This is a genomic window from Spirosoma luteolum (assembly GCF_054778875.1).
The window spans coordinates 188,217-209,165 of the sequence record NZ_BAAGZE010000001.1; the positions used below are offsets into that span (position 1 = coordinate 188,217).

General features: G+C 56.2%; 21 protein-coding genes. 11 read left to right on the forward strand and 10 right to left on the reverse strand.

Annotated features, from left to right (window positions below; all coding sequences use genetic code 11):
* Positions 1-21 precede the first annotated feature (21 nt).
* Positions 22-999, forward strand: coding sequence for a DUF4238 domain-containing protein (locus ACYVAC_RS00880; protein ID WP_461095654.1), 978 nt, complete (start codon positions 22-24; stop codon positions 997-999).
* A gap of 157 nt (positions 1,000-1,156) precedes the next feature.
* Positions 1,157-1,555, forward strand: coding sequence for a Dabb family protein (locus ACYVAC_RS00885; protein WP_461095655.1), 399 nt, complete (start codon positions 1,157-1,159; stop codon positions 1,553-1,555).
* 191 nt (positions 1,556-1,746) lie between these two features.
* Here ACYVAC_RS00885 and ypfJ read toward each other — a convergent pair whose 3' ends face one another.
* The 3 genes from ypfJ to ACYVAC_RS00900 all read right to left on the reverse strand — a co-directional run bounded on the left by ypfJ (position 1,747) and on the right by ACYVAC_RS00900 (position 4,665).
* Positions 1,747-2,604 carry a KPN_02809 family neutral zinc metallopeptidase gene (gene ypfJ, locus ACYVAC_RS00890; RefSeq protein ID WP_461095656.1) on the reverse strand — a complete coding sequence of 286 codons (858 nt, stop codon included), beginning with the start codon at positions 2,602-2,604 and terminating at the stop codon, positions 1,747-1,749.
* A gap of 139 nt (positions 2,605-2,743) precedes the next feature.
* Positions 2,744-3,877 carry a 5-(carboxyamino)imidazole ribonucleotide synthase gene (locus ACYVAC_RS00895; protein WP_461095657.1) on the reverse strand — a complete coding sequence of 378 codons (1,134 nt, stop codon included), beginning with the start codon at positions 3,875-3,877 and terminating at the stop codon, positions 2,744-2,746.
* A gap of 95 nt (positions 3,878-3,972) precedes the next feature.
* Positions 3,973-4,665 (reverse strand): head GIN domain-containing protein, encoded by a 693-nt coding sequence (locus ACYVAC_RS00900; RefSeq protein ID WP_461095658.1) that lies wholly within the window; start codon positions 4,663-4,665, stop codon positions 3,973-3,975.
* A 245-nt stretch (positions 4,666-4,910) separates the two neighbouring features.
* Between ACYVAC_RS00900 and ACYVAC_RS00905 the strand changes: the two genes are divergently transcribed.
* From ACYVAC_RS00905 to ACYVAC_RS00920, 4 genes are all read left to right on the forward strand, one after another.
* Complete coding sequence (locus ACYVAC_RS00905; RefSeq protein ID WP_461095659.1) at positions 4,911-5,660, forward strand: DUF1361 domain-containing protein; 750 nt, start codon at positions 4,911-4,913, stop codon at positions 5,658-5,660.
* Between the two features lie 194 nt (positions 5,661-5,854).
* Positions 5,855-6,232, forward strand: a complete 378-nt coding sequence (locus tag ACYVAC_RS00910; RefSeq protein WP_461095660.1) for a diacylglycerol kinase family protein — start codon at positions 5,855-5,857, stop codon at positions 6,230-6,232.
* A 33-nt stretch (positions 6,233-6,265) separates the two neighbouring features.
* Positions 6,266-6,910, forward strand: coding sequence for a hypothetical protein (locus ACYVAC_RS00915; protein ID WP_461095661.1), 645 nt, complete (start codon positions 6,266-6,268; stop codon positions 6,908-6,910).
* A complete protein-coding gene (locus ACYVAC_RS00920) occupies positions 6,907-7,203 on the forward strand; it encodes a winged helix-turn-helix domain-containing protein (RefSeq protein WP_461095662.1) in 297 nt (98 codons plus the stop codon). The genes ACYVAC_RS00915 and ACYVAC_RS00920 overlap by 4 nt, the downstream gene beginning before the upstream one ends.
* Positions 7,204-7,266: 63 nt before the next feature.
* Here the strand turns inward: ACYVAC_RS00920 and ACYVAC_RS00925 are convergent, their stop codons facing one another.
* Positions 7,267-9,018 carry a M14 family metallopeptidase gene (locus ACYVAC_RS00925; protein ID WP_461095663.1) on the reverse strand — a complete coding sequence of 584 codons (1,752 nt, stop codon included), beginning with the start codon at positions 9,016-9,018 and terminating at the stop codon, positions 7,267-7,269.
* 94 nt (positions 9,019-9,112) lie between these two features.
* Entirely contained in the window at positions 9,113-10,852 is a 1,740-nt protein-coding gene (locus tag ACYVAC_RS00930; RefSeq protein WP_461095664.1) for a M14 family metallopeptidase, read from the reverse strand.
* Positions 10,853-10,940: 88 nt separating this feature from the next.
* Between ACYVAC_RS00930 and ACYVAC_RS00935 the strand changes: the two genes are divergently transcribed.
* From ACYVAC_RS00935 to ACYVAC_RS00950, 4 genes are all read left to right on the forward strand, one after another.
* Complete coding sequence (locus tag ACYVAC_RS00935) at positions 10,941-11,816, forward strand: glycosyltransferase family protein (protein WP_461095665.1); 876 nt, start codon at positions 10,941-10,943, stop codon at positions 11,814-11,816.
* A gap of 47 nt (positions 11,817-11,863) precedes the next feature.
* Positions 11,864-13,093, forward strand: a complete 1,230-nt coding sequence (locus tag ACYVAC_RS00940) for a low temperature requirement protein A (RefSeq protein ID WP_461095666.1) — start codon at positions 11,864-11,866, stop codon at positions 13,091-13,093.
* 33 nt (positions 13,094-13,126) lie between these two features.
* The gene (locus ACYVAC_RS00945; protein WP_461095667.1) at positions 13,127-14,470 is read left to right on the forward strand and encodes a cytochrome P450; all 1,344 of its coding nucleotides are present in this window, start codon (positions 13,127-13,129) and stop codon (positions 14,468-14,470) included.
* A gap of 243 nt (positions 14,471-14,713) precedes the next feature.
* Positions 14,714-15,088 (forward strand): HPF/RaiA family ribosome-associated protein, encoded by a 375-nt coding sequence (locus ACYVAC_RS00950; protein WP_461095668.1) that lies wholly within the window; start codon positions 14,714-14,716, stop codon positions 15,086-15,088.
* A gap of 72 nt (positions 15,089-15,160) precedes the next feature.
* On the opposite strand, the gene metK is transcribed toward ACYVAC_RS00950, so the two are convergent.
* From metK to ACYVAC_RS00975, 5 genes are all read right to left on the reverse strand, one after another.
* Positions 15,161-16,438, reverse strand: a complete 1,278-nt coding sequence (gene metK, locus ACYVAC_RS00955; protein ID WP_461095669.1) for a methionine adenosyltransferase — start codon at positions 16,436-16,438, stop codon at positions 15,161-15,163.
* Positions 16,439-16,535: 97 nt separating this feature from the next.
* Complete coding sequence (locus ACYVAC_RS00960) at positions 16,536-17,084, reverse strand: RNA polymerase sigma factor (RefSeq protein ID WP_461095670.1); 549 nt, start codon at positions 17,082-17,084, stop codon at positions 16,536-16,538.
* A 219-nt stretch (positions 17,085-17,303) separates the two neighbouring features.
* On the reverse strand, positions 17,304-18,464 hold the full coding sequence (locus ACYVAC_RS00965) for a lycopene cyclase family protein (RefSeq protein ID WP_461095671.1): 1,161 nt from the start codon (positions 18,462-18,464) through the stop codon (positions 17,304-17,306).
* Between the two features lie 80 nt (positions 18,465-18,544).
* Complete coding sequence (lipA, locus tag ACYVAC_RS00970) at positions 18,545-19,423, reverse strand: lipoyl synthase (protein ID WP_461095672.1); 879 nt, start codon at positions 19,421-19,423, stop codon at positions 18,545-18,547.
* Between the two features lie 120 nt (positions 19,424-19,543).
* Entirely contained in the window at positions 19,544-20,323 is a 780-nt protein-coding gene (locus tag ACYVAC_RS00975; RefSeq protein ID WP_461095673.1) for a hypothetical protein, read from the reverse strand.
* A 188-nt stretch (positions 20,324-20,511) separates the two neighbouring features.
* Between ACYVAC_RS00975 and ACYVAC_RS00980 the strand changes: the two genes are divergently transcribed.
* Positions 20,512-20,943: an OsmC family protein gene (locus ACYVAC_RS00980; RefSeq protein WP_461095674.1), complete on the forward strand. Its 432-nt coding sequence runs from the start codon at positions 20,512-20,514 to the stop codon at positions 20,941-20,943.
* The last annotated feature ends 6 nt before the right edge of the window (positions 20,944-20,949 follow it).

Here is a 20,949-nt window from a genome sequence, read left to right on the forward strand (position 1 = left end):
ATTTTTTGTTTATATTTAAGTATGGCACACGTAAAAGGGGAAAAACATCACATCGTACCACGAGTATACCTCAATGGCTTTACAAACGAAAATGGAGAAATATTTAAACATAAAAAAGAAATTAAGGGAAAATATACTTTTAGTAAAACTAATCCACCTAAAATTTCATACAAGCCTAATTTTTATAAATTTGAACAAAATATTCAGTTCGACAACTTCGTTATAACGGACCAAAATGTCATAGAAAGATACGGATTTTGGTACGAAAATAATTTTCATAAGCTAATAGGTTTAATCACGAGATATGGAAACATCCTATCTACAAACGAAGCCACATCTATAGCTGAAATGCTCTACGATATCAAAATAAGGAACGAGTACATAAGGAATGCATCTTTATCTACTGATAACATCAACAAAACCTTCGATAAAATATTGGAAGACATAAAGGAAAAAGATACTAATACCCAGTTACTGATAGATGAGCAATACGGTAGCTTTGAAAGTTTTCTGCTAAGCTATGAACAACTAAGGAAAGAATGGCTAACAAATCATATTCTGAGAAAAGATATATCAAACTTCATTCTTCTTTCCAGTAAACTCAGACCAAGTGATATCAAAAAACTTATCATAAATAAGATCGTAAGAGGTGAATGGAAAATATTAAAGCCACTAATATCGGATCAATTTATCACATCGGACAACCCTGGTTTCTGCCAAGATATTAATGGAAAAATTCACAACACAAGATTTGGAGAAATATTCACATTTTATTTTCCGTTGACACCTTATCATTGCTTGCAAATTCAATCAGAGGGAGATTTCATAAAGAGCCCCCCTAGCGATATACATGTGATTCATGATTTTGCGGATAAAGACACATTAAGGATGGTAAACTCAGGAACTTATCTGGTATCTAATAGGGAGATATATGCTAAAAATGAAACGCATTTAATGAAGACATGGTACAACGAGAACAGCTCACGAATAATCACCTGATTATCAAATTATAAGCTTGTGACAATACTTCTTGTCACATCTTTCTAACATTTTTCAATAGTCACATCTAAACCAACGCGGATGCTTGGTAAGTTTGTGTTTATATTATGAACACGATGCCGTTGATTCATAAGCCACCCTATTCTTACCTGATACCATGACCTATTCTTCGCGCCGGGGTTTCGTTAAATCCTCGCTGGCGGCTGGCCTGACCACAGCCCTGCCAACCGTAGCCGCTTCCAAAGAGGTGTTTGTTCACCACGTCTTGTTCTACCTCAAAAACCCCGGCAACGCAGCCGACAAAGCCAAATTGCTCGAAGGGCTCAACAAACTGGCTAAATGCCCGACCATCAAAATGGTTAACATTGGCGAGCCGGCTGCCACCAACCGCGAGGTGATCAAACGCGATTACACCTATTCGTGGCTGTGCCTGTTCGACAGTGCCGCCGACGAAGAAGCGTACCAGAAACACCCCATCCACGACGATTTCCGCAATAACTATGCGCAACTGTGGGAAAAAGTCGTGATCTACGACTCGATCGGTCCCAAGCGATAGTCGGAGTCTGGTTTACAGAATTCCGTTTGCCGTATTCAGTTTACAGGATAAGCCGTTGAATTTTTGATGATTGGCGGTCGTCTGGTTGCCTGCGTTCTGCCGCGAACCAGGACACGAAAAAAGCGCGAAAGCCTCGAACTCACAGTCGAGGCTTTCGCGCTTCTGTAAACTAAATACCGTAGACTGTAAATCTACTGCAGGTTAGCGTCTTCACGACTATTGAATGTATCGCCCTGTTTCAGATCGCCCGTTTTCAACCCTTTCATGAACCAGTAGACGCGCTGGGCCGACGTGCCGTGGGTAAAGGCATCGGGCACCACTGTACCCTGCGTTTCGCGCTGAATGTGATCGTCGCCAATGGCGTTGGCAGCCGTCAGTGCTTCTTCTACGTCGCTCTGATCGAAATCGATGCTCTGGCCTTTGGCGTGGTGCGCCCAAACACCGGCGAAGAAATCGGCCTGCAGTTCGAGCCGTACCGACACGCGGTTGTATTCGCGCTCGCTCATGCGCTGCCGCAGGGCGTCGGTCTGGTCCATTACGCCGAGCAGTTTCTGCACGTGGTGGCCAACTTCGTGGGCAATCACATACGACATGGCAAAGTCGCCGGGCGCGTTGAAGCGCTGCGCCAGTTCATCGTAGAACGACAGGTCGATATATAGCTTCCGGTCACCAGGGCAGTAGAACGGGCCCGACGCCTGCGAAGCCGTGCCGCAACCCGACTGGGTCACGTTGCGAAACATGACCAGCGTCGGCTGCTGGTACTGACCGCCCTGCTGTCTGAAAATTTCGGTCCAGACATCTTCGGTGCTAGCCAGCACTTTGCGCGTAAACGAAGCCGCTTCATCGTCGGCCTGGGGGCCGGCCGGAGCCTCGCTTACCTCCTGCTGACTGCTGCGCTGGTTCAAGATCGTCGATGGGTCGCCCCCGAGCAGCATCACGATAACGGCAATGACAACCGTACCGATTCCTCCGCCCACAATCAGGCCACCACCGCCACCGCCACGGCGGTCTTCAACATTATCACTTTCACGTCCTCCTAACCAACGCATAGTCGTATCTCGTTATCGATGTGTTTTGTACTCGAACTACCGCTTACCCCTACAAATTGTTTCGGTATTTGTCGGGAAAGGTTACCCAGCCGGGCCGGGCCAAAACTCGATTTTTCGGCGCACATACGCAATAGGTCAGCTAGTTATGGGCGGCTACGACCCGAATCCCCGACTGCACCTGGCTTACCTTCTGCCGCAGCGCTTCCATATCGGCATCCATCACCGTCACATGGCCCATCTTGCGGAATGGTTTGGTGATGGCTTTGCCGTAGAAATAAGGAAACACGCCCGACATGCTCAGCAGCGTTTCGAGTCCTTCGTAAACGGCCGGACCCGTGTGGCCGGCTTCGCCCAGCAGGTTGAGCATAGCCGCCGGCTGGTAGGCGGCCGTGTCGCCCAGCGGATAGTTCAGAATGGCGCGCCAGTGCTGCTCGAACTGCGAGGTGATATTCGCCTGAATCGTGTGGTGGCCACTGTTATGGGGCCGGGGCGCTACTTCGTTGATGAGCACCCGCCCTTCCTTGTCCAGAAACAGCTCGACCGCCAGGAGCCCCACGATGCCAAACGCATCGGCCGTTTGCCGGGCAATCGACTGCGCCTGGGCATCGATTTCGGGGGTGATCTCGGCGGGCGCAAACAGGTAGTCGACCAGGTTCAGTTCAGGGTGAAACACCATTTCGACCGTCGGGAAGGTATGTACCTCGCCCCGCTCGTTGCGGGCTACAATCACGGCCAGTTCCTTGGCAAAATCGACTGCTTTTTCGAGCACACCGGGCGCATCGAAGGCCTTGTCGAGATCGGCTGGCGTGGCAATGCGCTGCACTCCGCGTCCATCGTAGCCATCGCGGCCCAGCTTGTGAAAGGCCGGCAGAAAATCGGCATGCCGGGCGGCATCGGCCCGGTCGCTGGTCAGGATAAAATCGGCCGTAGGCAGGCCATGATCGCGGTAGAACTGTTTTTGCAGCCGCTTGTCCTGAATGGTTCGAATGACAGACGGTTGCGGATAAACGCGCTTGCCCTCGCGCTCCAGTGCTTCGAGCGCATCGACATTGACGCGCTCGATTTCGATGGTGAGCACATCCACCGCCTGCCCGAACTGATAAACGGTATCATAGTCGGTTAGCGAGCCGGGCGTAAACGTCGTACAAAGGGTACGGCAGGGCGCGGCCGGATCAGGATCGAGCACATGAACGCGCAGGTTCCAGTCGATAGCGGCCTGTAGCAGCATGAGGCCCAGCTGTCCTCCGCCAAGAATGCCAATAGTGGGTGTCAAACGAATTGGTGGTTTGGTGTTGGGGTGCCCGCCGGAACCAATCCGGTTTGGGCACCACAAACTTCGGACTTCGCCCGCCAAACTACAAACCGGTGCTAGTCGCGGTGACTGATATCCGACCCACCCGACTTCTGTTTGGTCAGCACCCGGGCCGATCCGTAATAGTAAATATCGGACCCACCCGATGCTTTCAGGCTCAGTTCATCGCTGGCCCGGATATACACGTCAGACCCGCCCGACGAGCTGGCGGTGCCGCTTTTAGCCGTCAGGTTGCGGGCGTCGAGGTCGCTTCCGCCCGAGCTGGCGGCATTGATCAATTCGGCCCGCCCCGTCAGTTTGGCGTCGGCCCCCCCCGAAGCTGATACGTTCAGCCGACTGGCCGTCAGGTCGAGCGCAACGTCGGCGCCCCCCCCGGCCTGCACGTCCAGGTCCTGAAACGAGAGGTGGCCCTGCCCCGTCACATCGGCTCCGCCCGACGCCTGAATGCTTTTCAGGGCGCGAAACGTGACGTAGGCCTTCACAGACGTATTGCGGTTGTTCACCCAGTTCATGACACCGCGCCGTTCGATATACAGATTCAGGGTACCATTTTTCACCTCCGCCTTAACATCCTCCTCCTCCAGGCCCTTCACATCGAGCGTTAGCTTTTCACTGTTTCCCTGGGTCAGGTACACGTTGATACCGCTACTAACGCGCAGGCCCGAAAAGCCCTCGACCGACCGGTCTTTCTTCCAGTCGTGGGTAATCGTCGTAGTCAGCAGACAGAGCGCAAGGGTAAGTGTTTTCATAAGATTACCGTGTTTTGGTTTGCCGTGAAGATGACAAATTCCGATCTGGCGTTGCATACCGTTTAGAAAATAGCCGGGTGCTGCGGCTTCTTCATCATACACAGCGCCATGCGGCTGATAAGGTCGCTGCCTGTGGCCCTGTTGCCTACGACCCACCTGTCCAAAAAGAACTGCTGGTTCCTGCTTTTGCGCTTGCGTAAGTCAACTCACTCTGCTTACTTTGCAAAACAAAGTTCTTTCTATCTATGATGAATCCACTATCTGGTACTGATCGGTCTGCCTTTCTAGCCGGCCAACCACTGAGCCGGGGTTGCCGGGCCCTGCTGGGTCTGCTCGCCATCTGCCTTGTCCTGACGGTCGGGCGCGGTATCCTGAGCCGCAACTGGTGGTCGTTTGTGATGCTCAACTGGAATCTGGCGCTGGCCCTGTTCCCGCTGGGCGTAGCGCTGGTTCTGCGCGATTTGCGGAACGCAGCCCCGGCTCCGGCCTGGTTTGGCAGTCGGCGGCTGCTGATCGGGGGGCTCATGGTCTGGCTGCTGTTTCTGCCCAATGCGCCCTACATTATCACCGACCTGTTTCACCTGCCTGAACTACAGGTTTTCCAGGCCGCGCTGCTGTGGTTCGATACGCTCACGATCTACGTGTATGCCACTACCGGTCTGCTGTGCGGGCTTTATTCGTCACTACTGGTACACCGGATGGTGAAGCCGCTGCTGGGGGTGAGCCGATCGTGGGCATTGCTGCTGGCCTGCCAGTTTCTGTCGGGTTTTGGCATTTACCTGGGTCGGTTCGGCCGGTGGAACAGCTGGAATGTTCTGTCGGAACCAACCGGATTGCTACGGGCCATCGTACGGTCATACCAGGATCACCTCAGCCTGAAGCTGACGCTGGCCTATGGTTTTGTACTGGCAGCCGGCTATCTGGCTTTCTGGTGGTATGCCGAGGATAGCCACCCCCTACCGACCGCCAGCTACCCACATGAAACTGTGGCTTAGCCTGTCCGCACTGATTGCACTGCTCATGGATTACCGCCCGCCGTGCCGACTCCACACAACTTGTGTTCGAGCTTCCCCTGTCGGCGCAAAAGCCCCACCTGTGGGTGCGTAGTGAACAGCTGACAGGCGACCTGTTTGATAGCGATCAGCCCAAACACACCCGGGTGCGGCTGTTTTAAGTGTATATTTCCCCGATGATTGATATTCGAAAAGTAGGGCGCAGTTTCCGGTTTGCGGGGCAGGGCATCGTGGCACTGTTCCGCTATGAAAACAACGCCAAAGTCCACGGTCTGGCTGCCTTAACGGTCATTGTGGCTGGTTTCTGGCTGAAACTGAGCCGCATCGAATGGGCCATTATCATCACGCAGATCGGACTGGTCTGGTCGGCCGAAGCGGTCAACACAGCCATTGAGAAGCTCTGCGACCACGTGTCGCCGGGCTGGCATCCGCAGATCAAAGCCGTCAAAGACCTGGCGTCGGGGGCGGTGCTGATACTGGCGCTGGCGGCTGTACTGGCGGGTCTTCTCATTCTGGGCGGTCACCTGCTCGACCGGCTGGGTCTTTCTGTTTAGTGTCCACTCCTGTTTTCTGATTTGCCTATTTGTATGAATGAACCGCACGAACACCTGCAGACCCTGACCGAGATACGCGGTCTGATGGAACGCTCGACCAAATTTCTGTCGCTCAGCGGCCTCTCGGGGGTGTCGGCCGGGTTGGCCGCCCTGGCCGGCGCTTTTGTTGCCTACACCCGATTTCGGTGGATACCGCTTATGGAAGCTGTTCGGCTGGGCGAGTCGCCCTACGGCCTGGTACAGCCCGACAGCCGGTGGGTACTGGTGGGCATTGCCACGGCGGTGTTGCTGGCAGCACTGGCCAGTGGATATTACTTTACGGTACGACGCGCCCGGCGGCAGGGCCTCAGCATCCGTAGCGCTTCGTCGGAGCGACTACTGCGGGTGATGCTGGTTCCGCTGGCCACGGGTGGAATTTTCTGCCTCGGCCTGGTGTACTATAATCTGATCTGGCTGGCGTTTCCGGCCACGCTGATCTTTTATGGTCTGGCCCTTACGAGTGGCAGCCGCTATACGCTGGGCGACGTTGAGTCGCTAGGCTATTGCGAAATCGCGCTGGGGCTGCTCACCCTGTTCTGGCCCTCGTTCAGTCTGTTGGCCTGGGCCTTAGGCTTCGGGGTGCTGCACATTCTCTACGGGCTGGCCATGTACGTCAAATACGAACGCAATACCGCATGAATCAACTGCTGACGCACTTCAACAAAGCCTTCGAAAGCAAAGCGCGGCTGAGCATCATGTCGGTACTGATGGTCAATGATACCATCAGCTACAAAGCCCTGAAAGAACTGCTCGGCCTGACCGACGGCAACCTGGCAACCCACCTGCGGGCGCTGGAAGACGTTGGCTACGTGCTGGTTCAGAAGCAGTTTGTGGGCCGCAAACCCAACACGACCTACGCGACCACCCCCGCCGGCCGCCAGGCGTTTACCGACCACCTGAACGCGCTGGAAGACTTTATCCGAAACCGCTAAACGCAGCGCGCGCCTGATCCGAACCGGACAACAGGCGCGCGCTGTGTTTGCAGGCGTTGCCAACTACTCCACCGTTTTCGACACGAAGCCGCCTTTCCGGCTGTCGACCTCAACGGTGGCTTTGCCCGGCTTGCCCTTCACAATCCAGCGCACCATAACATAGCCCGTTCCGGGAATGTTGGGTACATCGATCGTGGCAGGGTTTGTTTTCTGCTCCCGGGTCAGACCCATGTCGGCATTATCGACCACCATGCCGGCCAGCACCGTCGCTCCTTTCAGCGTAATGCGGTCGGGACGCTCGATCCTGTATTTGATGTCGTGGCTCGAATGGGTTGGAATCAGGCGTTCGTTCTGCACCGTGGCAGTTACTTCGGTCAGGCCGTTGGCCAGTGCTTTCGTCGTTACCGACGGGATGGCCAGCTGCGGCATGTTATAGGCGTGGAAGAGCGTAAACGCCATGTTGCGGTGCGCATCTTCTTCAAGCATAAAGCCAGGGTGGTTGCGCACGTAGTTTTTCTTGGAGCCGCCAATCTCGATGTCGCCATACTGTGGGTGCTTATAGGCTTTCCAGGGTACGTAGGCATCGCTCAGGAGCAGATACTTATCGAATTCATTGAATTCGTTGTTCTGGAACCGCCCTTCGTCCGACTTCTGGTTGAAGAGTTTATACGAGGTCATCAATTCGGTCGAGAATGTGAAAATGCCCCGCCCCAGCGACAGCCAGTCGATTTCTCCCCCGTAAACCGTGTACAGGTCTTTGTAGATGGTTAGATAGCGGTACCCCGGAATCATTTTCTCGCCAACCTTACCCATCGCATCGTAAACGGCAATATCGCCCGGGGTGTAGTACGGAATATCCTCTTCCGAACCTGGACCGCGCAGAAACATGCCGCCGTAGTTGTGGTAGCTCTGCGCGCCGGCAATGTTGGGGTGGCTCATGATAAACTTCTTGACGGCCTGCGTTTCGGGCAGCGATCCCGGATAGAGCAGCGCCCCCCGCTGAATGTAGTCGGGTTGCCAGCCCCAGCCCCAGTCGCGGTTGGGGTCATACTGGCCTACAACGTCTTCGTTCACGGCACCATCGCCGTCATTGTCTTCGCCTTCGGTGCCCAGCAGCTCATACTCCCCCGCTTCGCCGGGTTTGGCCGGTACCATGCGATTCGGATCGTCGGGGTCGACTTTCCAACGTCCCAGCGGGGTTTTCCGGCGCATCTGCACAATGTTGCCATCGCCATCCAGATCGTCGTATTTGTCTTCGTCGACCTGCCCATCGCCATCGTCGTCGAGGGGCATCATGCCCGAGCGGGGCGTGTTGGCCGTGTTCGGATTCTTGATAAAATCCTCGCGCGCATCGGGGTTGATGGTGGGGGTGATGTAGAACGTACGGGTTTTCAGCAGCTGCTTGATATAGGCTTCGTCGGCAAACGACTCGGCCAGATACCAGGCGGTGTACATGGCTACTTCGGCGCCCTGCAACTCGTTGGAGTGGATATTCCCGTCGATGTAGAAACCAGGTTTCTGATCCGGGTTACCGGCTTTGGTATCCGTGATGGTCATCACCCAGATATCACGTCCCTGATACGATTTTCCCATCGACTCCACTTTTACCAGTTCGGGATAGGCCTTGGCCAGATCCTGACAGAATCTGGTGATCATGCCGTAATCATTGTAGTGATTCCAGCGCATGGGCACCTTTGGGTTGACGGGCGACCCGATGGCTTTGAGCCCGCCCGGATCATCGGCTTTGGTCGTTGGTTTCTGTGCCAGTGCCGGTAGGGCAAACAAGCTCAGGGTTAAAAGGAATATGTGTTTCATAGCTGATATGGTCAAGGTTCAGAGTGTGCCGATCAACGATCCCGCGTAGCTGTGCGGGGAAACCTGCAGCGTCAACCGTTTATTCGTGAACCCGTTATTTCAGATTAATTTCCTGCTGCTGAACACCGGTCATGGCATTACCGGCTTCGAGGGTTACGCGGCCGTTGCCGCTGACCAGAAACGTGACATCCATGGTTTCGCCGGCTGCCATGGGGCCGCGCAGCATGACGCGCCGGCCCGATACCACCGTCTGCTTGTCGGCCAGTTTGAGCTCGACCCGCATTTTAGGCACCCACCGCACCCGCTCACCCATATCGCTGCCGGTAGGCATCAGACCCCGGTTTACCACCTGAGCCGATATACGGTGCAGCCCACCGCCCAGTGTTTCGGTCCGGACATTAGCCAGTTCGATCTGCGGCATCCGGGTAGCCAGGGCCGTTACAAACTGCGTGTGTTTGCGGGCATTATCGGTTAGAAACCGAACGGGCGGATTGTATTTGGCAAAAGGCACCAGGCCCCCTACCTCGGCCTTGCGGCCCGGAAAATCGGGATGCTCAATCGGGGTCCAGTTTACGTACACGTCCGTCAGGCCATTGGCGTCGGCCCATTTCAGAAAGCGCAGGTCGTCATTGTCGCTCTCGGCCGATTTGCCCGGGGCGGGCGCAGCTTTGGGAGCCGTGGCGGCACTGTCTTTGCGCGCGGAGACGGCTGCTTTCACGCTGGGTGCCCACCAGCCGGGGGTCGAGAAGCTGAAACGCCCGTGATGGTAGTAGGCTGTCTGCGCGAAATTTCCTTTCGTAGCCGGCATGGCCGGTGCGCCGGTCAGGGCCGTCTGGGCATTGTAGAGTTTGGAAACCTGCTCACCCACTACGGCATCTTTCTCCAGCAGACCCGTTACGATACGTTTGGCCGTTTTGGTGCGGTCAAACTTAGGAGCATCGGACAGGTTGTTGTAGGGGCCGAACGTCAGTACGGCATACACATTGGGCGCTTTACCCAGAAAATCGAGCAGAGCCCGGTTCTCGGGCTCAGAAACGGGCATCTCGCCCGCACCAGCCGTGAAGAAGGGATAATCGAAGGTAAAGTTTTTGTCGAGCGCCACGCCCCCCGCCCCATCTTCGTTGAACTGACCGTCTTTATCGGCGTCGATTCCCTCCGAGAGCAGTATGTAGCGGCCCGATTCTCCCCTGGCCGGATCGGCCCTGACCAGCACCCGCGCGTCGTCTTTGCTGGCCACATACTGCCCGGTGGGGTCTTCCACGCGCAGCTGCGTAATCAGGCCATCGCGGTTCAGATCGTCGACCGGGTCTTCGTCGACGCGGCCATCACGGTCATCGTCGGTGGCACTGGCATTGCCGCTGCGTTCGTAGCGCAGTTTGGCAAACGCCTGTGCCTGCGCGTCGGGGTTCAGCAGGGGCAGCACGTAGATGGTTTTGGTATCGAGCACCCGGTTGATGCTATCCGACGTACCGGTCAGCAGCGATTCGGCGACCTGCACGGCCAGTTCGGTGCCCGCCAGGTGCGTACCGTCGAGTCCCGCCACGAGGGCCAGCGCGGGTTTACGCTCGGCGACTCCTCGGCCGATCGTAAGCAGCCAGATGTCTTTGCCACTGCCCGATTTACCAATCGATCGCACGGTGGCCGTGTTGCCGGTACGGCTGGCCAGTGCTTTCAGCCGGGCAGAGAGTTCCGCATGGTCGGAATAGCCAGGCTGGGCCGCACCAGGCTGGGCCGCATTCGGCTGGGCCGCACCAGGCCGGGCCGCCGTGTTCTGTGCCTTGCCCACCGACCCCAATAAACTAAGTACTAAAGCAGGGTAAACGAGTTGTTTCATGCAGATGAAGGGAATTAGAATTTGGCCCTAAAATAGACCCCACCCCGCATAGTACCGCTATCTTTACGTCCCGACCATCGACTTACGCATGAAAATAGCTGGCTTTACCTTTGTTCGCAACGCAATCCGGTTCGATTACCCCGTTGTAGAAGCCATCCGGTCTATACTGCCCCTCTGCGATGAATTTGTGGTAGCGGTTGGTCAGTCCGACGATGAAACGCTGGCTCTGATCCAAGGTATCGACTCGCCCAAGATCCGGATCATTCAGACCGTCTGGGACGATTCGCTGCGGGCCGGGGGCCGCGTGCTGGCCGTTGAAACAGACAAAGCGCTGGCGGCCATCTCGCCCGATGTCGACTGGGCGTTCTATATCCAGGGCGACGAGGTGCTGCACGAGCGGTATATACCAGTGGTACGGCAGGCTATGGCTCAGTACCTCGACCAGCCGGAGGTGGAGGGGCTTCTGTTCCATTACCTCCATTTCTACGGCTCCTACCGTTACGTGGGCGATTCGCCCCAGTGGTACCGACGCGAAATCCGGGTGGTGCGCAACACGGGCAACGTGGTCTCCTACCGCGATGCGCAGGGATTCCGCACCCGCGACAACCAGAAACTACGCGTCCGGCTGATCGACGCTTATATATACCACTACGGCTGGGTGAAGCCCCCCGACGTGCAGGAAGCCAAAATGCGGGCTGTGCAGCAGTTCTGGCACGGCGAACAGACCATCGAACAGGCCCGCCAGAACTACGTCAACTTCGACTACAGCGCCATCGACGCGCTGGCCGCGTTTACCGGTACGCACCCCGCCGTGATGCAGCCCCGGATCGACGCTCAGCACTGGCAGTTTGACTTCGATATCCGCGAGAAGAAGTATTCAGCCAAAAACCGGCTCAAACGCCTGATTGAACGGCTTACGGGTTGGCGGCTGGGCGAGTACCGTAACTATCGGCTCCTGCGGTAAGTTGTTGTAACAGGTATTGTTCTACGCCTGCTCCACCAATCGACCCTATGTCTACGGCTGCCCCCGATTCCCGTACTGGAAAACCCCGTCGCCGGAATAGCGATGAGCCGGGCCATCGGCAAACGACCTGGCCCGAATTGCTCAACGACCTCGTATTTACGGTGATCATTGCCCAACTGGCGCACCGGCTCCTGGCCGATGACAGCGATCAGTCGTTTGCCGAATTCGTGCTGCTCTACATCCCGGTCTGGTGGCTCTGGAACGGCGAAACCCACTATTCGACCCGTTTTGACAACGAGCAGGACGTTGTGCACCGCGCGCTCACCAGCCTGCAGCTGATCGGACTGATTATTTTGGCCGCCACCATTCCGCAGGCCGTCGAATCAGACCGGCTGGCCACGATTTACGCCCTGACCTACGCCGGCGTGCGCCTTATTCTGCTAATCGAATACGGACGGGCGGCCTACTACATGCCCGAGTCGCGGCCCTACATTCGCCACATCAGTCGCGGGTTTGGGGCTTCGGTAGTCTTGTGGGCGCTATCGGTGTTTGTTCCCCTGCCCTACCGCTATGGCATCTGGGGGCTGGCCCTGCTCATTGAGCTGAGCACCCCCCTGACTGCCTCGGGTGGTAACCTTCACCGTGATTTTCCGCCCGATGTGCGTCACCTGCCCGAACGCTATGGCCTGTTTACCCTCTTGGTCTTAGGTCAGTCGGTAACGAGCGCCGTTGGGGGCCTTACCCAGCGGGGGCTGGCGCTGACACCTATGCTGGCTACTGCCCTCAGCGGGTTCATCGTGATTGGCATCTGGTGGGCTTATTTCGACCGGGTCGACAGCGAAGCCGTTGAGTCAGTCGGGTCGGAAAAAAGCGTTGCCCCCTACGCCTTCTGGCTGTACCTCCACCTGCCCCTGACGCTGGCGCTTACCATGGTCGGTGTGGGCGTGATGCAAACCATCCGCTATGCCGATGCCGATGTGCTGCCCCACACGGTGCAGTTGCTCATGAGTGGCTCGGTGGGCGCGTATTTTCTGGTGCAGGCCGGCATCAGTCTGACCACACTGGTTGCCGGCGGCCCCCACCCCAGTATTGTGCGGGGCGTGCTGGCACGGGCAGGGCTGGGCATTGGTGCCGGCATACTGGCTTTCACGCCCCACCTATCGGCGCTCTGGCTGCTGGGTCTGCTCAGCCTCGGCGTGCTCACCCTGATCGTCAGCGACACTGTGGGGACTCAGGCTCCGTCTACCTTCGATCGGAAGCAGGAGCCAGCCAACTAATTGGGTATTTTTGAGCAACGACATGCGCGTTCTATGACGACTCCTATTCCGTTCGACAAAGGGCATCGCCTTTTCGGCAATAACATCCGCTTTCTGCGCGACCCGCTGGGGCTGTTTCGTCAGCTCCAGCACCAGTATGGTGCTCAGCGGCTGGTCAGCATCCGGCTCGGGGGGCGGGTACTGACGCTGGTCCTGAAGCCCGAAGAAACCCGCTATATTCTCCAGGAAAATAACCGCAATTACGGTCGCGGGCGCTCCTACAAGCTATTGCGCGAATTTCTGGGTGATGGCCTGCTTACCAGCGACGGCGATTTCTGGCGCCGGCAACGCCGACTGGCCCAGCCCGCCTTTCATAAACAGAAGCTGACGCACCTGGCCGAAATTATGATCGACGAGAGTACGCGCTGGACCAACCGGCTGGCGGCCTCCGATCGAAGCCAGCCTATCGATATCACCGATGCGCTGATGGATGTTACCCTGCGCATCGTGACCAAAACCCTGTTTGGGGCTGGCCTGGGTGAACAGCTCACCGGCCTGTCACGGGCCCTTAACAACCTCAATCACATTGCCAGCCGCACGGTATTGAATCCGATCAAACTGCCGGCCTGGCTACCTACGATCGACAACCGCGCCAAGGTAAAAGCAACCCGGCAGGTCGACGAACTGATCCTGACCATTATCCAGGCCCGGCGTCAGTCGGGTGAGCAGCGCGACGATTTGCTTGATATGCTGCTGCGGGCTACCGACGATGAAACCGGCGAGGGCATGTCCGATCAGCAGTTGCGCGATGAGATGGTCACGCTTTTTACGGCGGGTCACGAAACTACGGCCACCTCGATGGCCTGGACCCTGCACTTGCTGGCTCATCATCCCGACGTGCAGAACCGCGCCCGCCAGGAAGTTGAACAGATCCTCGCCGGCCGCGCGCAGCTCACCGCCGACGATCTGCGGGCACTGCCTTATCTGTCGCAGGTCGTCAGCGAGTCGCTCCGGCTCTACCCACCGGCCTGGGCCATGAGCCGGCTGTCGATCGGCCCCGATCAGTTGGGTAATTACACGATCGAACCTGAACAGGGCGTACTGCTGAGTCCGTATCTGCTCCACCACGACCCCGAAACGTGGCCAAATCCAGAGCAATTCGATCCGGAACGGTTTGCGGCCGGCCAGCGCGAGAGCCGCCACCCCTACGCGTTTCTGCCCTTCGGCGGAGGGCCAAGACTATGTATCGGCAACCAGTTTGCGCTGCTCGAGATGCAGGCACTGCTGGCTGGCCTGCTTCTCCTGTTTCGAGTCGAACCAATGGATAACCAGCCGGTTAGACCCCAGCCACTTATTACGCTGCGCCCCGGCCGTTCGATCCGACTGTGGCTCCGCTGAAGTCGAAAAGCGACCAGAAGGCCCATAATGAGCACCCAAATTATACTTTACGAAGAAGTTTTGCCGGTTACCGTTTCACGAAATCGGTTAAATCACAGCCAATCAGGCTATGATACAGTTTCGGAAATAACGACCGTGAAACCCATTTGCATCTTTCCAAGCTGCCCTTGACATTGTGGTGGGCATACCCAAACTTAGATAGTCCATTGATGTTCTGTTTCAGTTCACTTAAAAGGCGACACAATGAGACTAAAAATGCACGCCGTGCGGTTCACGGCCGATCAGAGCCTGTTCGATTTTATCCAGGCAAAACTGAACAAGTTGGATACGTTTCACGACCACATTGTGAGTGGTGAGGTGTTTCTCAAACTGGAAGGAGCCGACTCCAACAAGGTCAAAGAAAAGATCATCGAGGTAAGGCTGATGCTTCCGGGCAAGGAATTGTTCGTGAAAGAACACGACAAAAGTTTCGAAAGCGCTACCGATAAAGTGCTCGAAGTTCTGAAAGACAAACTCGTTCGCTGCAAAGAGAAACGAAACGATTTCTCCAGTCCTGCCATCATACAGGCCAAAGCCCGGATGGAAGCCGACGAAGTGCTCGAACCCGATGATTTATAACTCCCGGTAATCACTATGAAAAAGGGTCTGTCCAGTACTGGACAGACCCTTTTTCGTAAGAGACTGTGTTGCCTACAGACCGAAGGCTTCTTTTACTTTATCGACGAAATCGAGTTTCTCCCAGGTAAAGAGTTCCACTTCGACTTCCTTGGTTTTGCCGTTGGCGCCGAACGTTTTGGTAACGACCTCGTTCTTGCGGCCCATATGCCCGTAGGCCGCCGTTTCCGAATAGATCGGGTTACGCAGTTTCAGCCGTTGCTCGATGGCATAGGGACGCATATCGAAAATCTGGGCGATCTTCTCGGCAATAACACCATCGTGCAGATCGACTTTCGACGTACCGTAGGTGTTTACGTACAAGCCGCAGGGCTTGGCTACACCGATGGCGTACGATACCTGCACCAGTACCTGGTCGCACAGGCCGGCCGCTACCATGTTTTTGGCGATGTGCCGGGTTGCATAAGCCGCCGACCGGTCAACTTTCGAGGGGTCTTTACCCGAGAAAGCACCACCACCGTGGGCGCCTTTACCACCGTAGGTATCGACAATGATTTTCCGTCCTGTCAGACCGGTATCGCCGTGCGGGCCACCAATCACAAACTTACCGGTGGGGTTGATGTAATAGGTAATGTTATCGTTGAAAAGCCCGTGCAGTTCGGTCTTCAGTTTAGCCTTTACCCGGGGGATAACGATGTTGATTACATCCTGCTCAATTTTCTTGAGCATGACACTGTCTTCATCGAAATCGTCGTGCTGCGTCGATACCACGATGGTGTCGATGCGGATGGGCTGATCGTCGTCCGAATACTCGATTGTCACCTGCGACTTGGCATCGGGCCGCAGGTAGGGCATCAGTTCGAGTTCGTTGTTGCGGATATCCGACATTTCGCGCAGGATGGCGTGGGCCAGGTCCAGCGGCAGGGGCATGTAGTTGTCGGTTTCGTTCGTAGCATAACCAAACATCATACCCTGGTCGCCGGCGCCCTGTGCGTTGGCCAGCGTTTCGAAATCCTGATTTTCCACTTTCCGGTCGACCCCCTGGTTGATATCGGCCGACTGCTCGTGCAGCGCCGAAAACACCCCGCAGGAGTTGGCTTCGAACATGTATTCGCTTTTAGTGTACCCGATTTTCCGGATCACTTCGCGGGCGATTTTCTGCACATCCAGATACGTATCGGTTTTGATCTCGCCGGCCAGCACAACCTGACCGGTTGTAACCAGTGTTTCGCAGGCAACCTTGCTGGACGGATCAAAGGCCAGAAAATTGTCAATCAATGCGTCGGAAATCTGGTCGGCAACTTTGTCAGGGTGCCCTTCGGAGACGGACTCGGAGGTGAAAAGATATGGCATTTCGACTCTGTATGGCTGGTTTTAGCCCACAAATCTACGCCTTTCTCGACAAGGGGCAAATAATTGTACCGACCGGCCAAACCGACCGCAACTCCGCTCATTCGTCCTGCCGCCGGTGTATCACCTGTGCCTGATCGCGGGCCCGTTTGAGCCGCATTTTTACGGCACTGACGCTGATTCCCTGGTCATGGGCCAGTTCGGCCATTGCCTTGCCCAGCAGGTATCGATCGCGCAGCATCTGCTCGTCGCGCACCGGGAGCCGGTTGAGCGCCTTTTCGGCAGCCTGCCAGCGTTCGTCGAGGGTGCTGTTCTCCGGCGCCGGGGTGTGGGCCGATTCCGGAATGGCATCGAGGGGCAGATTTTTGCGCATCGACCGCTGCTGCCGAAACGTAAAGCAATGATTGCGGGTGAGACTGTAGAGCCAGGTCGAGAAGCTGGCTTCCTGCCGAAAGCCACTCAGCCGTTTCAGCACTTTGCAGAACACTTCCTGCGTCTGATCCTGAGCCTCAACGGCGTCTTCGAGATAGCGAATACAGGACTGGTAAACTTTGAGCTTGTAACGACCGTACAATTCGGCAAAATCGGCAGCCTCCTGCGAACGCACAAAGCGGCTGACCAACTCCTCATCGGTGGCATGGTTTCTCATGGGCCAATAACGTACCAGCCAGTCGACAAACGTGCGACCGGCCTTATCCAGTTGGGTTAGATGATACGTTACCGCGTGAGGCATGTAAGACCGGCTGTATGCAAAGGCAGTTGCCGGTCTATCGGGCAACACTTATGAGACGAACACACATGCAAATAGTAACAATAGATAAGGATATGCTTTGTTACCGCTTAGGGCAGGCCCGCGCCCCAAGCCACCCTATCGCCTGGCATTGACCAGCTTATGCCGGAGCACATCAACAAGAGCCCGCAAAAAAGGACGGGTAGGCATCGTTGCAAACAGCCTGAACTCCTCGGAGAGCCGGGTGTCTTCGTCGAGAAATGTGAAGACCCGTTCCGGATTCCGGACGTAAATACGGGTGAATAGTTCGTCGGCCGGATAGCGTCGCCGGGCCAGCACGTTCAGAAAAATGCTGTCGTAGAGCTTGAACCGCCGGCTGAACAGCGACTGTTGCCGGGTTGGGTCACCGGTTTGCACCAGATTGTCGACCAGTTCGCGCAGGTAGCGCTGGGTGCGCTGAAACGTGTAGCCGGTTGAGGGTTTGGTGTACCCCCCCGATGTACCGATCCGGACGATATGCTCGGACGGCCGCTCGCTGGTCTCCACATCCGACATCGGAATCACGCCCGTTTCGACTTCCACAATATCGAAGCCACCGGTATCAAGGTGTTCGTCGATATACCGGTGCAGCACGGCGTCGTATTCACCGTCGGTCAGCAGGGTTTCGTTGAAGAGCGTGAACTCAACGAGGGCGCGGTTGGGAGCAAACGGCAGGATATACACGAAGCGGCAATCGCCCTGCTGATCGACCCGGTAATCCATTATCTCGGGTTTGTCCGGATCGAAGCAGTTGTTTCTGGTTTCGATTACCCAGCCTTTGAAGTGCTGCAGCAGGTTCTGATTGGCCGGGTCGGTCAGGGTAAGCTGGTGAGTGCTGTCGAAAACAAAGTCAGCAATGTAAGGCTCATCGTCGGCAATGACGAAGCCACCCTGTGGCGTATCTTTGATTCGGTTGACCGTGGCCTGCCGACGCTCGATCGTCGGGAAGCGGGCCAGTTCGGCCCCAACGAATTCGTAGAAATCGATGCCCCGCAGCATCTTGTAGCGGTAATCGCCCAGTCCCAGGTCTCCCTGATACGAGGGACCATGAAACGAAACCGCATCCCACGACCGGTATATAATTGGCTCAAAGACGCCTTCGCCCCGTTCCCAGAAACACCAGGTACGATCGTTCTGCGTTTTGGGCGCCTGATCCAGAATAAGGATGGAGCGGCTGCCGAGTGATGAATGAGCCAGATAATAGGCCAGACTCAACCCCGCCATGCCTCCACCCGTAATGATGAAGTCGTATTTTTTCATGCGGCAACACAAAAGCCCGGATAGCTTATCCGGGCTTTTCTACGAAACAAGGGCAACGCCCGCTTGTTTGCAAATTTGGGCTAGACATTCACGTGTTTTTCGGCGTGGTAGCTCGACCGAACCAGTGGTCCGGACTCCACATACTTCAGCCCACGCTTCAGTCCCTCTTCCTTATACATAGCAAACGTTTCGGGGTGAATCCATTCGATAACCTCGTGGTGCAGCTTGGTTGGCTGCAGATACTGCCCGAGGGTCAGGATGTCGAGACCGTTCTGGGCCAGATCATCCATAGCCTTAAATACCTCGTCGTGGGTTTCGCCCAGGCCCAGCATAATGCCCGACTTGGTGCGCTGCCCATATTCTTTGGTGCGCCGGATCTGCTCCAGACTACGCTCGTAGCGGGCCTGTGGCCGTACGCGCCGGTAGAGCCGCTCCACGGTTTCCATGTTGTGCGATACTACTTCCTGCCCGGCTGAAATCATGCGTTCCAGTGCATCCCAGTTCCCTTTGGTATCGGGAATCAGTGTCTCGATGGTTGTCGCGGGCGATGCTTCCTTGATGAGCCGTACCGTCTGGTACCAGATCTCGGCACCCCGATCTTTCAACTCGTCTCGGTTGACCGAGGTAAGCACCGCGTGTTTGACTTTCATCAGCACGATGGCTTCGGCCACGCGCCGGGGCTCATCGGTGTCATATTCGTTGGGACGGCCGGTCGCTACGGCACAGAACGTGCAACTCCGGGTGCAGACATTGCCCAGGATCATGAACGTGGCCGTACCAGCCCCCCAGCACTCGCCCATGTTGGGACAGTTGCCGCTTTCGCAGATGGTGTGCAGCTTATGCTCGTCGACCAGCCGGCGAACCTTAGCGTACTCGGGGCCAATGGGTAATTTCACCCGCAGCCAGTCGGGACGCTTTTTACGTTGTTGTTCGGAGGGTATTACGGGTAATTCAATCATATCTCCTCAAGCCTTTCCAGCAAAATTCGTTTTCCGGGCGTAAAGTTCGCCCGAATGCCAGAAAGCCCCAAGCCATGACTTAAAAAGGCCATGTGCCGGGGGCTTTCGCCTTCGACAGGCTTATTTGCGGCTGCCGAAGAAGAGCGTTATGTAGCCCGAGGTAAAGAAGCTGCGGTTGCCATCTTCGCGGCTGGAACCGGGCCCCGTGTTGGGTATGATTACTATTTTCTGCGGGAAGATTTCGGTCAGAAATCCGATCTCGACGCCGGTTGTGTTGCTGCGGAAGGTGCTCAGCTCGAAACTGAGTGCCGTTTTCACGTTAAGACCAACCGTGAATTTCGACTGGCCAAAACCCTGGAAGAAGCCCCCCGGCCCGATGGGTGCACCAATCGCACCGGCCTGCGTCAATGAGGAATAGGGCACCGAAACCGTCCGGTTTCCTTCCTGCACGTTGACGTAGTAGGGTTTGATAATACCCAGTGTAGGGCCGGCCGCTACGATACCGTTGACGGTCATACCATCGTCGCCCGAACGCTGGAACAAGGCGATTTCGCGGCCATACTGCCCGCGCACGGCAAACAGATAATTTTCTTTACCCAGGATATAGCGGGACGACGCAAAATTGCTGGTCGTCTGGATTTCTTTGGGGTGCTTCACATTGACGACCTCAACGCTGAGGTAGCGCGCCTGGGGCAGCCCAAACAGATCGCCCGGCAGCCGCCTGGTTTGCCGAAACGACAGCCCGCCCAGAATACCCGAGTTGGTATTGGTGGTAACGCCAAACGTCGTGGTCCGCTGGTAGTTGTCGTCATCAGGCTCACTGGTCTGTGCCAGCGCGTTGCCGCTGCCCAGCAGGCAGCTCAGCAGCACCAATCCTGTTACTGTAAAGGCTGTTCGCATTGCTCTCTTATTCAGCACTAAAGCTACTTATTTTTCCCGAATTGTGCAGTCAGGCCGGCCTGGCATTAGCCTAACCCGGCCTGACTGCTTATGTTTAACGAAAAATCACGGGCAATCTGCTGTGGTCACCAGGCTGATTCAACCGAACCGCCTGACGGCTGCCCAGGGCCCGTTTAGCCCCCAACGTCATGCCAACGATTCATGTCGATTACCTCGGTGACCTGCGCACCGACTGCACGCACCTACAATCGGGTACCCACATCAATACCGATGCCCCCACCGACAATCAGGGACGCGGAGAAGCCTTCTCGCCCACCGATCTGGTAGCCAATGCGCTGGGCACCTGTATTCTGACCACCATGGCCATTTTTGCCCGGCGCGATGGCATCGAACTGGCCGGCAGCACCATGGAGGTAACCAAAGTGATGTCGACAGCGCCACCCCGCCGGATTGCCCGTATCGAAATTGACCTGACGCTGCGCACTGCCGATGGCCTGCCCGATGAGGCTACCCGTACCAAGCTGGAAGCCATTGCCCACACTTGTCCGGTGGCGATCAGCCTCCACCCCGATCTGGAACAGGCCGTTACGATCCGCTGGGCCGACGCCGTACCAGCTTAGCTGCCC

What these genes read in the sequence shown, in the direction of transcription:
- ACYVAC_RS00880 (WP_461095654.1), top strand. Translation starts at nt 22, where the DNA reads ATGGCACACGTAAAAGGGGAAAAACATCACATCGTACCACGAGTATAC.
- ACYVAC_RS00885 (WP_461095655.1), top strand. Translation starts at nt 1,157, where the DNA reads ATGACCTATTCTTCGCGCCGGGGTTTCGTTAAATCCTCGCTGGCGGCT.
- ypfJ (WP_461095656.1), bottom strand. Translation starts at nt 2,604, where the DNA reads ATGCGTTGGTTAGGAGGACGTGAAAGTGATAATGTTGAAGACCGCCGT.
- ACYVAC_RS00900 (WP_461095658.1), bottom strand. Translation starts at nt 4,665, where the DNA reads ATGAAAACACTTACCCTTGCGCTCTGTCTGCTGACTACGACGATTACC.
- ACYVAC_RS00905 (WP_461095659.1), top strand. Translation starts at nt 4,911, where the DNA reads ATGATGAATCCACTATCTGGTACTGATCGGTCTGCCTTTCTAGCCGGC.
- ACYVAC_RS00910 (WP_461095660.1), top strand. Translation starts at nt 5,855, where the DNA reads ATGATTGATATTCGAAAAGTAGGGCGCAGTTTCCGGTTTGCGGGGCAG.
- ACYVAC_RS00915 (WP_461095661.1), top strand. Translation starts at nt 6,266, where the DNA reads ATGAATGAACCGCACGAACACCTGCAGACCCTGACCGAGATACGCGGT.
- ACYVAC_RS00920 (WP_461095662.1), top strand. Translation starts at nt 6,907, where the DNA reads ATGAATCAACTGCTGACGCACTTCAACAAAGCCTTCGAAAGCAAAGCG.
- ACYVAC_RS00925 (WP_461095663.1), bottom strand. Translation starts at nt 9,018, where the DNA reads ATGAAACACATATTCCTTTTAACCCTGAGCTTGTTTGCCCTACCGGCA.
- ACYVAC_RS00930 (WP_461095664.1), bottom strand. Translation starts at nt 10,852, where the DNA reads ATGAAACAACTCGTTTACCCTGCTTTAGTACTTAGTTTATTGGGGTCG.
- ACYVAC_RS00935 (WP_461095665.1), top strand. Translation starts at nt 10,941, where the DNA reads ATGAAAATAGCTGGCTTTACCTTTGTTCGCAACGCAATCCGGTTCGAT.
- ACYVAC_RS00940 (WP_461095666.1), top strand. Translation starts at nt 11,864, where the DNA reads ATGTCTACGGCTGCCCCCGATTCCCGTACTGGAAAACCCCGTCGCCGG.
- ACYVAC_RS00945 (WP_461095667.1), top strand. Translation starts at nt 13,127, where the DNA reads ATGACGACTCCTATTCCGTTCGACAAAGGGCATCGCCTTTTCGGCAAT.
- ACYVAC_RS00950 (WP_461095668.1), top strand. Translation starts at nt 14,714, where the DNA reads ATGAGACTAAAAATGCACGCCGTGCGGTTCACGGCCGATCAGAGCCTG.
- metK (WP_461095669.1), bottom strand. Translation starts at nt 16,438, where the DNA reads ATGCCATATCTTTTCACCTCCGAGTCCGTCTCCGAAGGGCACCCTGAC.
- ACYVAC_RS00960 (WP_461095670.1), bottom strand. Translation starts at nt 17,084, where the DNA reads ATGAGAAACCATGCCACCGATGAGGAGTTGGTCAGCCGCTTTGTGCGT.
- ACYVAC_RS00965 (WP_461095671.1), bottom strand. Translation starts at nt 18,464, where the DNA reads ATGAAAAAATACGACTTCATCATTACGGGTGGAGGCATGGCGGGGTTG.
- lipA (WP_461095672.1), bottom strand. Translation starts at nt 19,423, where the DNA reads ATGATTGAATTACCCGTAATACCCTCCGAACAACAACGTAAAAAGCGT.
- ACYVAC_RS00975 (WP_461095673.1), bottom strand. Translation starts at nt 20,323, where the DNA reads ATGCGAACAGCCTTTACAGTAACAGGATTGGTGCTGCTGAGCTGCCTG.
- ACYVAC_RS00980 (WP_461095674.1), top strand. Translation starts at nt 20,512, where the DNA reads ATGCCAACGATTCATGTCGATTACCTCGGTGACCTGCGCACCGACTGC.